This window comes from Pectobacterium actinidiae (assembly GCF_000803315.1).
Lineage (GTDB): Bacteria > Pseudomonadota > Gammaproteobacteria > Enterobacterales > Enterobacteriaceae > Pectobacterium > Pectobacterium actinidiae.
The window spans coordinates 712839-727207 of the sequence record NZ_JRMH01000001.1 but is presented as its reverse complement, the minus strand read 5'-3'; the positions used below and the strand labels follow the sequence as shown (position 1 = coordinate 727207).

Sequence of the window (14369 nt, the reverse complement as noted above, 5' to 3'; positions counted from 1 at the left end):
TGAAATCTCCTCTCCTTAAGCCGCGCTTTCACTACGCATCACCCTCGGTGCTTCTTGCTTTTTCATTCGGATTTTCTGTTTCAAACGAATAACGCTTTCCACATGGCGCGCCATGCGGCACTCTCCTATGCTCGTTTTCTGTTCTTTTCGTTCTCATCACGGAAGCCGTTTATGCCATCCCATCCGCCAGCAGATTTCACGCAGCGCGCCAAAACTCATCTCAGCGCCATCAATACGCGCTGGGCCAGCCTGATCGAACAGATTGGTGATTGTCGCCATCAAACGGCACCACACCGGGAACCCTATGAGGCGCTGATGCGTGCCGTTGCCTATCAGCAGCTAACGACGCGTGCTGGAGATGCCATGGTCGCGAAGCTCCTGCGGGTACATGGCGACGTCTTTCCTACCCCGGAGCAGATATTGACCTGCTCCACCGACACACTGCGGCAGTGCGGTTTTTCCGCCCGTAAAGCGGATACGCTGCATGGCATTGCACAGGGTGCGCTGACCGGCCTGGTACCGAGCCTCGAACAGGCCGCCGAGCGGGATGACGACACGCTCATTCAGCAACTGACGTCGTTAAAAGGGATCGGCCGCTGGACGGTAGAAATGTTTTTGATTTATTCGCTGGAACGCACCGACATCATGCCGCTCGACGATCTCGGTATTCGTCAGGGGTTGCGCTACGTTTACGATTTGCCGGACATGCCAAAACCGCGCGAATTGCAGGCACTGAGCCTACAATGTCAGCCTTATCGCACGGTGGCATCCTGGTATTTGTGGCGAGCACTTGAACTACCGGCGTATCAGAGCTTTAAGCTGACACACCGGTAACGCGCAGAATTAGCGTAGACGAGAACTGGCCGATACCTGCTCAACGTGGCGACGGCGGTTCACAATGCGTTCCCGCAGCGTATCGTAAGCCCAGTTATACACCACGGTGTACGGCAGGAAGAACAGGAAGAAGCCGATCTCTACCATCAGCGCCTGCCACAGCGTGACATTCAGCATCCACGCCGCCAGCGGCAGACCAATCAGGATAAAACCGCCCTCAAACCCCAACGCATGGGCGATACGAATCGGCAGTCGGCGCTTAACGCGGTTCGCTGGCCACAGGCGATCGAATATTGAGTTGTAGATCATATTCCAGATCATCGCGACGCTGGAGAGCATAATTGCCAGTGCGCCCATATCGAAGAGCGGCTTATTCAACAGCCAGGCACCGGCTGGCGCACAGATCGCCAGCGCGATGAGCTCAAAGCCCACCGCATGGTACAGACGCTCACGTAATGTTTTGTTGGTTTTATTTTGCATAGCACATTCACTTTTCATTGTTTGGTTCTGACTGTGGCTATTTTCATCGTATAAGATGGAAGAGTACAGTTAGAATCCATCGATAAAATCGATATAGTCATATTGTCCTGAAACTCGAATTAGTTAGGGTATAGATAACAATGCGATACTCACCAGAATCCTTGCTGGCTTTTATCACCACCGTCGATGCGGGCTCGTTTTCCGCCGCCGCCCGACGATTGCATAAAAGCCAGTCCACCATCAGCGCAGCCATCGCTAATCTGGAAGCCGATCTGGGGCTGACGCTGTTTGATCGATCCGGTCACCAGCCAGTGCTCACGCTGGCGGGCAAAAAAGTGCTTTCCCATGTACAGGCGATCTTATCCGCCAGCGAAGAACTGGATGAGCTGGCGATCCGTCTGGCCGACCATATCGAACCTCGCCTGACGTTTGTATTGTCCGATATCTGGCAAGCCACCCACTACGAACCCGTGCTCCAGCGTTTCGCCCATCACTTTCCCGATATTGAATTTGAATGCCTGATTGCGGAAGGTGATGACGTCATCGACCTGCTGCAAATGAACCGTGCGCATGTCGGGCTACTGCGCGCCCAAACGGATTACCCGCCCGATATTGCCGCCGCACGTTTGCAGGTTAAGACCGAAATGGCCGTCTTCGTGTCAGCAGCGCACCCGCTCGCAACGGAAAAAACCGTGACGCGCAGCCAGTTGGCGACCATCCGCCAGCTCTATCTCAATACCTATAAACGCAGCGACCGGCTGCAACCGGACGGGATCGTCTGGTCTGCGCCGTCCTACCTGATGCTGCTGGAAATGGCGCAGCAGGGACACGGCTGGAGCATCCTGCCACGCTGGCTGGTGGCACAATACGATCGGCAGAAGTTGGTGGAGTTGCCCGTGTCAGGCTGGCCACAGTGGATTGACGTGGACGTTGTCTGGTCCAAACCCCATCCACCTGGTCCGGCAGGGCTGTGGATGATAGATAATCTCCTTGCCCGACAAGAGAGTACACTGCCATAACTCAGTCACTGCATTGGCAAAAATCCCATCGGCCACCGCTCCGCGGCTTTTATGATGAACCGATTTTCTTACAGAGATAAAAAAGCCGATAACGACTTATTTATCTCCCCCGCCAATAACATTAAAGATAAAATGGTTATTGTTTTTAATTTAACCATTTATTTTACTTAATTAAGCCAATTAAAAGAGAAATATCTTCGTTCTCTATCGTGCATATTTCTCTCTTCCCCCATACGCGGGAAACCCTGGCCGCGCAGCGGTTTCGCACACCTGTCACAGAAAAAATAATGCACGACATCATTATTATTGTGATGTACCAAAGTAGTACTTCCCGACAAAAAACCATACTATTATAGTGATTACTACTTTTGTATTCGAGACATCCCTGTAGTGCTGCGGTAATACGCCTTAATAATAAGATGCTGAATCCTATAAGGTGAAAATTTACTAATTGATGCAATTGCAAGTGAGAAAAAAATGTCGAATAAACCCTTCTATTACCAAGATCCGTTTCCACTCAGTAAAGACGACACCGAATATCGCCTGTTGAGCAGCGACTTTGTCTCTGTCGCACAATTTGAAGGTCAGGACATCCTGAAGATCGAGCCAGACGCGTTAACCCTTCTGGCTCAGCAAGCCTTCCACGATGCCTCTTTCATGCTCCGCCCCGCTCACCAGCAGCAAGTTGCCGATATTCTCCACGACCCAGAAGCCAGCGAAAACGATAAATACGTTGCCCTGCAATTCCTGCGTAACTCAGAAATTTCCGCCAAGGGCATTCTGCCAACCTGCCAGGATACCGGCACCGCGATCATTGTCGGTAAAAAAGGCCAGAACGTCTGGACTGGCGGTAATGATGCCGAAGCGCTGTCCAAAGGTGTATACAACACGTTCGTTGAAGACAACCTGCGCTATTCACAAAACGCCGCGCTGGATATGTACAAAGAGGTCAACACCGGCACCAACCTGCCCGCGCAGATTGATCTCTACAGTACCGAAGGCGAAGACTATAAATTCCTGTTTGTCACCAAAGGCGGCGGTTCTGCCAACAAGACCTATCTGTATCAGGAAACCAAAGCGCTGCTGACGCCGGGTAAACTGAAAAGCTTCCTGATCGAGAAAATGCGTTCGCTGGGCACCGCGGCCTGCCCGCCGTACCACATCGCGTTTGTGATTGGCGGCACCTCGGCAGAAACCACGCTGAAAACCGTTAAGCTGGCGTCGACCAAGTACTACGACGAACTGCCGACCGAAGGCAACGAGCACGGTCAGGCGTTCCGCGATGTCGCGCTGGAGCAGGAAATTCTGGAAGCGGCGCGCGATCTGGGTCTGGGCGCACAGTTCGGCGGGAAATACTTTGCACACGACGTGCGAATTATCCGCCTGCCGCGCCACGGCGCATCTTGCCCCGTCGGTATGGGCGTATCCTGTTCCGCTGACCGTAACATCAAAGGCAAGATCAACCGCAAGGGCGTCTGGCTGGAACAGTTAGAGCAGAATCCGGGCAAATATATCCCTGAACACCTGCGTGAAACGGGCGAAGGCGATGCGGTTAAAATCGATCTGAACCGTCCGATGGCCGAGATTCTAAAAACGCTGTCGCAGTATCCGGTATCCACCCGTCTTTCCCTGACTGGCACCATCATCGTGGGTCGTGACATTGCGCACGCCAAGCTGAAGGAACGTCTGGATAACGGTGAAGGCCTGCCGCAGTACATTAAAGATCACCCGATCTATTACGCGGGTCCGGCAAAAACGCCAGAAGGCTACCCGTCAGGATCATTAGGCCCAACCACCGCTGGCCGCATGGATTCCTATGTTGATTTACTGCAAGCCAACGGCGGTAGCATGATCATGCTGGCGAAAGGCAACCGCAGTCAGCAGGTGACCGACGCGTGCCATAAACACGGCGGCTTCTACCTCGGCAGTATCGGCGGCCCGGCAGCGATTCTGGCGCAGAACAGCATTAAGAGTCTGACCTGCGTGGAATACCCTGAACTGGGGATGGAAGCCATCTGGAAAATCGAAGTCGAAGATTTCCCGGCCTTTATTCTGGTTGATGATAAAGGCAACGATTTCTTTCAGGTGATTCAGAGCGCCAAGTGCGTGAAATGCGGTTAACCCAGTTCTGTAGTCATTAGAGGGTCGGAGAAATTTCGTGTGCGATAACAATCGGTATTTTCATGCAGATTCTCCGCACGCACCCGACAAGGAGCCGCCAATCGCCGCGGCTCCTTGACCTCGGGCTTTTTGGCGGAACGGGGTCGCTACGCGATGCCTTCACCGCCAGAGGCTTCTTACCGGACCACCAGTGACGCGTTCCCGACGCGGCACTGGTTTTCGCCGCATCCATGCGACTCATCCGGAAAGCCTCTTTCGGTTCAGCCCCTTTTACGCCGCTAAAAATCAGCGATCTTTTTTATCTAAGAGTGATAGCAGCCGAATTAAAAAACATCTTTTTTAATTTTTAGTCGCTTCGCCAGACGATGCAGGTTGCCACTGTCAATTTCCAGTTCTCTGGCGCAGGATGACCAGTTGCCCTCATGACGTGCCAGCGTTTGTTGGATGATCCGGCGCTGATACTCGTCCGTTGCCTCTCGCAGCCCACCGGTGATGAAAAACGCAGGTGCGGTGTCGAGAGCGAGCGATGAACCGGAAGTGGTATGAGCAGGTTGAGAAGAAAGCTCAAGATTAAAATGCTCACGCCCCAACAGCACCTCGCCCGATTCCTGCCCTGCTCTCGCCAGCACGGTGGCACGATAAATGGCATGTTCCAGCTCGCGCACATTTCCCGGCCAGTCGTACTGTTCCAACAACGCGCCTGCGTCTGCTGTCAACGCCAGACGCGCTAGCCCCAGCTGTACACGACTACGTTCACAAAAGAAACCCGCCAACAGTGCCACATCCTGACTGCGCTCACGTAGCGGCGGTACGGAAAGCGGGAATACGCTCAGACGGTGGAACAAATCGGCACGGAAAGCGCCATCCAGCACCGCCTGCCGCAGATCGCGGTTAGTCGCCGCCAGCACGCGCACGTTCACTTTCAGGCTACTGTCATCGCCCACGCGCTGGAGATCGCCATACTGCAATACGCGCAGCAGCTTCGCCTGTAACGTCAGCGACAGTTCGCCAATCTCATCCAGAAACAGCGTGCCGTTATCCGCCATCTCAAACTTGCCGGTGCGATGATGGATTGCGCCAGTAAACGCGCCCTTAACATGGCCAAACAGCTCACTTTCCGCTACCGATTCCGGCAACGCGGCGCAGTTCAGATAAACCAAAGGGTGATCCGCACGACTGGATCCACGATGGATCGCCCGCGCCACCAGCTCTTTACCGACGCCGGTTTCCCCCATGATCAGTACGTTCAGGTCGGAACCCGCGACGATATCAACCTCTTTCTTCAGCCGCTGCATCGGTTCCGACAGCCCAACCATTTCCTCCACGCTTTCCGCCGCCGGACTTTCAGCCCGCACTGGCGCGGGCAACTGCCGCTCAAGACGCTCCATCAGCAGCGCGTTACTCAGCGCCGCCGCCGCCATCGCCCCCACCAGCCGGAGTTCTTCATCGCTAAAATGGTCGAACTGACACGGATCCATGCCGTCCACGGTCAACGCGCCGATCAAATTCTGATTGGCGAACAGCGGCAGGCCAACGCAGGCATGTACCTTAAGATCTTCCTGACTGGGGATCAGGCCGTCATACGGATCGGGAAGCTGGCTGTCCGCCGGAAAGCGCACCACGTCGCCCGCGCGGGCAATCGCCTCCAGACGGGGATGATCGGACAGACGAAAGCGTCGCCCCAGCACGTCCGGTGCCAGACCATCGATCGCCAACGGACGGAACAGCTGATTCTCGTAACGCAGCAGCGCCGAGGCATCGCAGCGCAATAGCTGGCGCAGGCTGTTGATTAAGCGTTGGAAACGATCCTGATTCGATAGCCCCATTTGCAGCTCGATAGCAATACGGGCAAGGGCGTTAATAGAGAGCGTCATGGTGTGTCCTAATGACAGAGACTATGTCATTAGGACAATAGAGCAATGATGTCATTTTGACAATTATTTTTTATTAAAACCATATAAATCAATATATTAAAAACTGGCACACTTCCTGCAATCTCTACAGCATATCCCCGACTATGACGACTGAGGTTTCAGAACATGACAATTCACGTTAAGAACAATATCCACTGGGTTGGACAACGCGACTGGGAAGTGCGTGATTTTCACGGCACGGAATACAAAACGCTGCAAGGCAGTAGCTACAACAGCTACCTGATCCGCGAAGAGAAAACCGTGCTGATCGATACCGTCGATCACAAATTCAGCCGTGAGTTTGTGCAAAACCTGATGGCGGAAGTGGATCTGAACACGATTGACTACATCGTGATCAACCACGCCGAAGAAGATCACGCTGGCGCGCTGAGCGAGCTGATGGCACGTATTCCTAACACGCCGATTTACTGTACCCACAACGCGATCGATTCCATTACCGGTCATCACCATCACCCCGAGTGGAATTTCCACACGGTCAAAACTGGCGATACGCTGGATATCGGCAACGGCAAACAGCTGATCTTTATCGAAACACCGATGTTGCACTGGCCGGACAGTATGATGACCTACATGACCGAGGATGCCGTACTGTTCAGTAACGATGCGTTCGGTCAGCACTACTGCGATGAGCACCTGTTCAATGACGAGGTGGATCAAACCGAACTGTTCGAACAGTGCCAGCGCTATTTCGCCAATATTCTGACGCCGTTCAGCCGCTTAGTCACCGCCAAGATCCACGAAGTGCTGGGCTTTAACCTGCCGCTGTCGATGGTTGCGACCTCACACGGCGTGGTATGGCGTGACGATCCTGCTCAGATCATTCATCTGTATCTGAAGTGGGCGGACAGCTATCAGGAAGATCGCATCACGCTGTTTTACGACACCATGTCGAATAATACCCGCATGATGGCTGACGCCATTGCGCAAGGCATTAATGATGTCGATCCCGGCGTCGCGGTGAAAATCTATAACGTCGCCCGCCACGACAAGAACGAAATTCTGACGCAGGTCTTCCGCTCCAAAGGCGTGTTAGTCGGTTCATCCACCATGAATAACGTGATGATGCCGAAGGTCGCCGCCATGCTGGAAGAGATCACCGGCCTGCGCTTCCAAAACAAGAAAGCTTCGGCGTTCGGTAGCTACGGCTGGAACGGCGGTGCGGTAGACCGCGTTCAAACCCGCCTGATGGACGCCGGTTTTGAAACCACGCTGGCGCTGAAAACCAAATGGCGTCCTGATGGTTCAGCGCTGGAAATTTGCCGCAATCACGGCCGTGAAATCGCCCGTCAGTGGGCATTGCACCCGCTGGATGATACGCCTGCTCGTCGCGTCATCTCGCCCGTAAAACAGACCGCTACGGCTCCGCAAAATGTCAATGCCTCAGCCGAAAGCGCCTGCGGATGCAATGAAGTCGCTGCACCACAGCCGACAGCACAGCCAGCGGTACAGTCAGGAAACGGTTGTATGCAGTGCAGCGTCTGCCAGTGGATCTACGATCCGGCGCTCGGCGAACCGATGCAGGATGTCACCCCTGGCACCATGTGGTCGGACGTCCCCGACAGCTTCCTCTGCCCAGAATGTGGGCTGGGTAAAGACGTTTTCAATCCGATTCGCTAGGGAGAGGATGATGCAAGATATCGTGATTATTGGCGCGGGCTTTGCCGCCCGCCAGCTCATCCGACAGCTGCGTAAGCTGGATGCGCACTGCCCTATCCGCCTGATTACCGCCGACAGCGGCGATGAGTACAACAAGCCGGATTTAAGCCATGTGATGAGCCTGCAACAGCACGCCGACGATCTGACCAAGATGTCGGCCGCCGCGTTTGCCGAAGAAAATCGTATCACGCTGCTGGCAAACACCCATGTCACCGCGATTGACCGCGATACACAACAGGTCGTCTGCGGTGCGGATCGTTACGACTACCACAAGCTGGTGTTGGCAACGGGTGCCAGCGCGATGGTGCCGCCAATCCCTGGACGCGAACATATGCTGACGCTCAATAGTCAGCAGGAATACCGCGCCCATGAAGGCCGACTCTGGCAGGCCGAGCGGATATTGGTGCTTGGTGCCGGACTTATCGGCACTGAGCTGGCAATGGATCTGAACCGCGCCGGAAAACAGGTCACGCTGGTGGACTGCGCCAGCAACATTCTGCCCGCGTTGATGCCGCCCGAAGTCAGCGCACGCCTGCAATTCACACTAACGCAGCAGGGCGTTTCACTGTTGCTGAACACCACCTTGCAACAGTTGGAGAAAACCGAAACCGGCGCGCAGGCCACATTTACCGATGGCCGAACTGTCGACGTGGACGACGTTATCTCAGCGATTGGTTTGCAGGCCAACACGCAGTTGGCGAAAGCGGCGGGGTTAGCGGTACAGAAAGGCATTCAGACCAATGCGCAGTTACAGACCACCGATTCGCAGATTTATGCGCTGGGCGACTGCGCGGAGATTGGCGGTAAGCTCCTGCCCTTCCTGCAACCGATTCAGCTCAGCGCGATTACGCTGGCGAAAAACCTGCTGGGTGCTAGCGAGACGCTAACGCTGCCGTCGATGCTGGTTAAAATCAAGACGCCGCTGTTTCCGTTACAGATGGCAGGCGATACCACTGGCAGTGATTTACACTGGCAGCAGGAATGGAACGAACAAGGGATGGTGGCGAAAGCGCTGGATAGCCAGCAGGTGCTGCGTGCCTTTGTGGTCGGTGGCGAGCGAATGAAAGAGGCATTTCCGCTACTGCGACAGCTTTCCACGATGAGTTCAGCCACGGCCTGACACAGCAAAATAAATAATGCATTTAAAATACATATTTCTGGTCAGCCTGCGTGCGGATTAATAGAATACGTCCATAGATTTTAGAATTTACAGACCGAGGTAACGATGCAAGATCTCATTTGTTATAAGAAGATGCCGCAGTGGAACAGCCAGACGCTGCCTGCCGCGTTTCAGGAAAAGCACAACACGCAGGAAGGTACCTGGGCGAAACTGATCGTGTTGAAAGGGGAAATGACGTTTTCCATGCTGACCGAAGACGGCGATACGCTGGAGACATTCCAGTTCTCCGAGCAGAACCAGCCGCCGTTTGTGGAGCCACAGGCGTGGCACCGCATCGTCTCGTTCTCTGACGATCTGGAATGTCAGCTCAGCTTTTTCTGTTCAGCGGAAGATTTCTATCATAAAAAATACGGTCTGACGCGCACCCATTCCGAAGTGGTCAACGCGGTGCAGCACATCAAACCGGGAAAAACGCTGGATTTAGGCTGTGGCGGCGGGCGTAACGCGCTGTATCTGAACCTGCGTGGGTTTGACGTCACGGCCTGTGATAAGCACGAACAAAGTATTGATTCACTGAATAATATTATCAAGAACGAAGCACTGGAAAACATCCGGACTGGCGTTTACAACATCAATCTGGCGGAAATCAAAGAGCAGTATGATTTCATTTTGTCGAGTGTCGTGCTGATGTTTCTGGAACGCGATCGTATTCCGCACATCATCAGCAACATTCAGGACAGCACCGTTAACGGCGGCTATAACCTGATTATCGCCGCAATGTCGACGGAAGATTGCCCGTGCCCAATGCCCTTCTCGTTCACCTTTAAAGAAAACGAGCTGAAGGACTATTACGCCGATTGGGAGATCCTCAAATATAACGAGGATATGGGTCAGTTACATAAGCTCGATGCGCATGGCAACCGCATCAGAATGCGCTTCGCTACGCTACTGGCAAAAAAGTCGTAATCACCGGTTAGCCGTTAAAAAGTCTAAACCTATAAAATACAAAAGGGCCGATCAATCGGCCCTTTTGTCTGCGTGGTATTCACGTAAATTAGCTGGCTTTGCGCTCTGTCGCGATGCGGTAAGCGACCAGATCTTCAATCGTCAGCACCGGCATGTCGTGCTGTTTGGCAAACGCGATCACTTCCGGCGCGTGCGCCATGGAACCATCATCGTTCGTCAGTTCACACAGAACACCAGACGGCTTCAGACCTGCCAACGTCATCAGGTCAACCGTCGCTTCAGTGTGACCTCCGCGTGTTAATACGCCACCCGGCTGGGCGCGCAGCGGGAATACGTGACCAGGGCGATTCAGATCGCTCGGCTTGGCGTTATCCGCAATCGCAGCGCGAATGGTGGTCAGGCGGTCAGCAGCGGAAACGCCCGTCGTCACGCCTTCGGCGGCTTCTATCGTCACGGTGAACGCTGTCTGATAATGGCTGGAGTTCTTCTCCACCATCATCGGCAATTCCAACTGCTGGCGACGTTCTTCCGTCAGGCACAGGCACACGATGCCACTACCGTGACGAATCGTCAGCGCCATTTGTTCAACGGTCATCGTTTCAGCGGAAAAGATCATGTCACCTTCGTTTTCACGATCTTCATCATCCAGTACCAGCACGCCGCGGCCATGACGCAATGCATCAAGTGCGCGCTCTACGCGTTCAGTAGGATTGCCAAATTCAGAAAGTAATGTCTGATTCATGGTAAAAAACCTCAATGTTATTATGGATTACCAGAATCAGGGCGAGCTTGAGGAGTAACCATTACTACTGGTTGCATAGTAATAGCTAACAAAAATAACGCGAGCGGACATATAGCCCGACAGATACCGTTACTCTCTCCCATCCGGACTTTAACCGTCGGCTCCGGAATTACACCGGATCTGCTGACCCCACGCTGCGAAATCGATAATTAATATCGGAGAAAACAGCGAGAGCGCTCGCGGGCTTCCAGTATGTGTACTGGTTTACCGCCGGTGGGGAATTACACCCCGCCCTGAGAATAAGCGGGTTTACTATAACGCTAATACCTCGATAGGGCAATTGATCCGCCGCAGGAAATAGGGCAAAACATATGCTGAATTACAGTAAAATTATGCTGAATATGTACAAAGCAGATGTCAGATTTCATTTATACCCATTACACTTGCTATAGTAATAACTTACATAACCTAATCAGGAAAGCGACATGATTGACCCAAAGAAGATTGAGCAAATCGCCCGTCAAGTGCATGAATCTATGCCAAAAGGTATCCGGGAATTGGGTGATGATGTGGAGAAAAAAATTCGTCAGGTCTTGCAAGCACAGCTGACCCGATTGGATTTGGTGAACCGTGAAGAGTTCGATATTCAGACGCAGGTTCTGCTCCGCACACGCGAGAAGATTGCTCACCTGGAACAGCGTATGACCGAGCTGGAAGCGAAACTCTCTACGGAAGCAAAGCCCGCCGCAGCGCCGGAAAACGACTAATCATCACAACCGCTCGTCATCATCGCGATGCAGCGCCCTAATCAGGGCGTTGCTCGATGCTCTACCCCGCGCCAGCGGCAGCACGCCGAAACACAAATTTCATGTCACGGAGTTCAGAATAAACGGCTCAGTGGGAAACCAGTTCGACCTGTTTACGCGGTAGGAACAACCACAGCACAGCCAGCATGATTAACGCATACAGCGATTTCCAGCCGATCATCAGCAACAGTGCACAGCAGAGCAGACCGCCGATTGCCGCCATCACTTTGGCGCGCCCTTTCAGCAAACGCCACCCCGCCAACATACACAGCAGGTAAATCAGTACAAAGATGCCGTTCGCGTACACAATCAGCATATCCAGCGGTAGTCGCAGCCAGTAAATTAACAGGCAGCACACCAGACAGCAGACCACCACAACCGACAGGGCATTCACCGGCGTTTGCCCTGCGGACAGCGTCGCCAGCGCGCTTCCTTTCGGCGCCTGAGACCAGACTAAACGGGCAAAGCCCTGCGTGTAGATATTCACGCTCGCAAAGCAGGCCAGATACCCGACAAAGCAGGCAATCCACAGCGCATGCTGACCAAACAATTGCACAACGATACCCGGTAGCGAGGCCGTTGCGACAATACCTTCTCCGTACGCCTTAAAATGCAATACGGCTACCGTACATCCCCAATATACCGCACCGGCAACCAGCATGCCGATGAGTAAAGCCCGTGGGAAATCCCGCTCCGGCACCCGAAATTCCGTCGCCATGTGAGCAAAGGCCTCAAGACCGACAAAGCACCAGAACATCACGGCCAGCGCACCGAACGTGTTAGACCATGACAGTTCTTCTACCGACGGCCAGGGAATGTGTGCGGGCGTGATATCACCCTGCCACCAGATCGCAATAACCAACCCCACTACCAGCATCGCAATGACGATCTGAATGTTGGCACTGGATCCCGCACTGCGCAGGCCAAGCAGCCAGATACCGCCCAGCGTCAGCAACTGTACGCAGAGTAACCCCAGATCGCTCCAGCCAAACGCCGCCTGCCAGAACCCGGCAGCAATCTGCAAGGCAGCAGGTAGACCCAGCGGGATAACGGACAGAAATAGCCAACCAGTCACACGCGCCATGCGCGGTCCAAAAGCGAGGTTAACAAAGTGCGCAGCCCCGCCCGCATTAGGAAAATGTTGTCCCAGCGCGGCAAAACCAATGGCGATGGGAAAAACAAGCAGGATCAAGATCGGCCACGCCCATAGGCTGTCTTGCTGTGCCAACTGTGCGACCAACGCGGGAACAGCAAACACCCCAGTTCCCAGCAGAGAAGTAGACAGCAGCCCCACTCCTTGAATCAGGCCAAGCTCCTGTTTTAACCCTTTTGCTTCATTCACAACGTTTCACCTTTTCTTGCTTTTTACACCACACCACGGCCGGTTCGAAGAATAAAAAAAGCCTCCACTAACGGAGGCTTCTCTCACCCACAGCATTCACAAACTTTATGCTTTCGTATGCGCTTTTATGCTTTCACACACTTTTTATATGTTCACACAAGTGTGCTATCAGGCGTTGGCTTTCAGCACATCGCGAATGCGGGCTTTGTAGGATTCAACCTTCTGCGGCGTCATCATACGACGTTCATCATCCTGCACCACACCGCCAACATCGTCAGCAATACGCTGTGCAGACTGTAACATCAGTTTAAAGTTTTGGCCGGCATCGCCATAAGACGGCACCATCATGAAAATGGACACGCCGGGCGTCGAGAATTCGGACATCGCATCGACATTAAAGGATCCGGGTTTAACCATATTCGCCAGACTGAATAACACCGGGCCTGCGCCAGCGGGGTTCACATGGCGATGGAAAATGTTCATTTCACCAAACTGGAAACCGGCCTGAAGCAGACTTTGTAACAGCAGTTCGCCACCAATGACACCGCCCTGATGCGCCACGACATGCAGCACCAAAACCGCTTCTTTTGCCGCTGCGGGTTCAACCGGCTCAGCAGGTCGCTGAGGCTGTGCAGGCGCGGGCTGAACTTTCTCATGCAGCGAATGTGAGACAGGCTGCTGTGGAGCAGAGGCTGGCGCGTCATACGCAAACGGCTCACGCGGCGCGCCAATGCTCGGTTCAGGAATCGTGGTTTCTCTCGGGACGACGACCTGCGGATGAGTATCACCACGTACTTGCGCACGCGGAGAATCCACTGGCGTAGCCTCATCCAGTAGAGGATCGTAAGAAGAAACGGGAGACATATGCTCGAACGGCGATTTCGCCTCTGAACGAGCGTCTTCACGTACATTGTTATTCAGTGGAGGGCTATCAAATGACGCATTATCAAATGATGAGTGATCGAGTGAAGCGCTGCCAAATGAAGGCTCACTCTGCTGCGGGCGGCCACCCTTCACGCGAACTTCGCCAACGCCTTCATCCAGATCGTCAAGCGGCGTTTCATCACGCGCTTTTTTTGCACGTTTAACCGGGCGGTCACGAAAAAGGGACGAACGCTCTTTACGGCTAGTCCACAAGCCGTGCAGTAACAGCGCTATTATAGCGATCGCGCCAACAACGATTAATATCAGACGCAAGTCCTGCATCATTGCTATCCCAATTGTTCCAACAAAACATTGCCACCACGGCAAATACCCATACTACTAACTCTATTTGCCTGAGTACACAAGTGCAAGCCTGCACGGTACTTTATGACAATAAAGATAGATACAACGCACTTTTTTGCTGC

Annotated in this window: 12 protein-coding genes and 1 riboswitch; of the genes, 7 read left to right on the top strand and 5 right to left on the bottom strand. The window is 53.6% G+C overall.

Annotated elements, in window-relative coordinates; all coding sequences use genetic code 11:
* The first annotated feature begins 171 nt into the window (after positions 1-171).
* A complete protein-coding gene (locus KKH3_RS03070) occupies positions 172-834 on the top strand; it encodes a DNA-3-methyladenine glycosylase family protein (RefSeq protein WP_039355635.1) in 663 nt (220 codons plus the stop codon).
* A 9-nt stretch (positions 835-843) separates the two neighbouring features.
* Here the strand turns inward: KKH3_RS03070 and KKH3_RS03065 are convergent, their stop codons facing one another.
* Positions 844-1314, bottom strand: coding sequence for a multidrug/biocide efflux PACE transporter (locus tag KKH3_RS03065; protein ID WP_039355634.1), 471 nt, complete (start codon positions 1312-1314; stop codon positions 844-846).
* A 140-nt stretch (positions 1315-1454) separates the two neighbouring features.
* Between KKH3_RS03065 and KKH3_RS03060 the strand changes: the two genes are divergently transcribed.
* Both KKH3_RS03060 and fumA read left to right on the top strand, forming a co-directional pair.
* Positions 1455-2333 (top strand): LysR family transcriptional regulator, encoded by an 879-nt coding sequence (locus tag KKH3_RS03060; protein WP_039355632.1) that lies wholly within the window; start codon positions 1455-1457, stop codon positions 2331-2333.
* Between the two features lie 477 nt (positions 2334-2810).
* Entirely contained in the window at positions 2811-4454 is a 1644-nt protein-coding gene (gene fumA / locus KKH3_RS03055; RefSeq protein WP_039355631.1) for a class I fumarate hydratase FumA, read from the top strand.
* 323 nt (positions 4455-4777) lie between these two features.
* Here fumA and norR read toward each other — a convergent pair whose 3' ends face one another.
* Complete coding sequence (gene norR, locus KKH3_RS03050) at positions 4778-6328, bottom strand: nitric oxide reductase transcriptional regulator NorR (protein WP_039355630.1); 1551 nt, start codon at positions 6326-6328, stop codon at positions 4778-4780.
* 165 nt (positions 6329-6493) lie between these two features.
* Between norR and norV the strand changes: the two genes are divergently transcribed.
* The 3 genes from norV (at position 6494) to tehB (ending at position 10130) form a co-directional block, all read left to right on the top strand.
* Positions 6494-8005, top strand: a complete 1512-nt coding sequence (gene norV, locus KKH3_RS03045) for an anaerobic nitric oxide reductase flavorubredoxin (RefSeq protein WP_039355628.1) — start codon at positions 6494-6496, stop codon at positions 8003-8005.
* A gap of 10 nt (positions 8006-8015) precedes the next feature.
* Positions 8016-9164 carry an NADH:flavorubredoxin reductase NorW gene (norW, locus tag KKH3_RS03040; RefSeq protein WP_039355627.1) on the top strand — a complete coding sequence of 383 codons (1149 nt, stop codon included), beginning with the start codon at positions 8016-8018 and terminating at the stop codon, positions 9162-9164.
* A 105-nt stretch (positions 9165-9269) separates the two neighbouring features.
* On the top strand, positions 9270-10130 hold the full coding sequence (tehB, locus tag KKH3_RS03035) for an SAM-dependent methyltransferase TehB (protein ID WP_039355625.1): 861 nt from the start codon (positions 9270-9272) through the stop codon (positions 10128-10130).
* An 88-nt stretch (positions 10131-10218) separates the two neighbouring features.
* Here the strand turns inward: tehB and ribB are convergent, their stop codons facing one another.
* Positions 10219-10872: a 3,4-dihydroxy-2-butanone-4-phosphate synthase gene (gene ribB, locus KKH3_RS03030; RefSeq protein WP_039355624.1), complete on the bottom strand. Its 654-nt coding sequence runs from the start codon at positions 10870-10872 to the stop codon at positions 10219-10221.
* Between the two features lie 127 nt (positions 10873-10999).
* A riboswitch (FMN riboswitch) is annotated at positions 11000-11177 on the bottom strand.
* A gap of 180 nt (positions 11178-11357) precedes the next feature.
* Here ribB and ubiK point away from each other — a divergent pair.
* Entirely contained in the window at positions 11358-11639 is a 282-nt protein-coding gene (gene ubiK / locus KKH3_RS03025) for a ubiquinone biosynthesis accessory factor UbiK (RefSeq protein ID WP_039355622.1), read from the top strand.
* Positions 11640-11766: 127 nt separating this feature from the next.
* Here the strand turns inward: ubiK and yjeH are convergent, their stop codons facing one another.
* On the bottom strand, positions 11767-13020 hold the full coding sequence (gene yjeH / locus KKH3_RS03020) for an L-methionine/branched-chain amino acid transporter (protein WP_039355620.1): 1254 nt from the start codon (positions 13018-13020) through the stop codon (positions 11767-11769).
* A 168-nt stretch (positions 13021-13188) separates the two neighbouring features.
* On the bottom strand, positions 13189-14229 hold the full coding sequence (gene zipA / locus KKH3_RS03015) for a cell division protein ZipA (protein ID WP_181939644.1): 1041 nt from the start codon (positions 14227-14229) through the stop codon (positions 13189-13191).
* Between the last annotated feature and the right edge of the window lie 140 nt (positions 14230-14369).

Coding starts and splice junctions, on each gene's coding strand:
- KKH3_RS03070 (WP_039355635.1), top strand. CDS start 172: ATGCCATCCCATCCGCCAGCAGATTTCACGCAGCGCGCCAAAACTCAT.
- KKH3_RS03065 (WP_039355634.1), bottom strand. CDS start 1,314: ATGCAAAATAAAACCAACAAAACATTACGTGAGCGTCTGTACCATGCG.
- KKH3_RS03060 (WP_039355632.1), top strand. CDS start 1,455: ATGCGATACTCACCAGAATCCTTGCTGGCTTTTATCACCACCGTCGAT.
- fumA (WP_039355631.1), top strand. CDS start 2,811: ATGTCGAATAAACCCTTCTATTACCAAGATCCGTTTCCACTCAGTAAA.
- norR (WP_039355630.1), bottom strand. CDS start 6,328: ATGACGCTCTCTATTAACGCCCTTGCCCGTATTGCTATCGAGCTGCAA.
- norV (WP_039355628.1), top strand. CDS start 6,494: ATGACAATTCACGTTAAGAACAATATCCACTGGGTTGGACAACGCGAC.
- norW (WP_039355627.1), top strand. CDS start 8,016: ATGCAAGATATCGTGATTATTGGCGCGGGCTTTGCCGCCCGCCAGCTC.
- tehB (WP_039355625.1), top strand. CDS start 9,270: ATGCAAGATCTCATTTGTTATAAGAAGATGCCGCAGTGGAACAGCCAG.
- ribB (WP_039355624.1), bottom strand. CDS start 10,872: ATGAATCAGACATTACTTTCTGAATTTGGCAATCCTACTGAACGCGTA.
- ubiK (WP_039355622.1), top strand. CDS start 11,358: ATGATTGACCCAAAGAAGATTGAGCAAATCGCCCGTCAAGTGCATGAA.
- zipA (WP_181939644.1), bottom strand. CDS start 14,229: ATGATGCAGGACTTGCGTCTGATATTAATCGTTGTTGGCGCGATCGCT.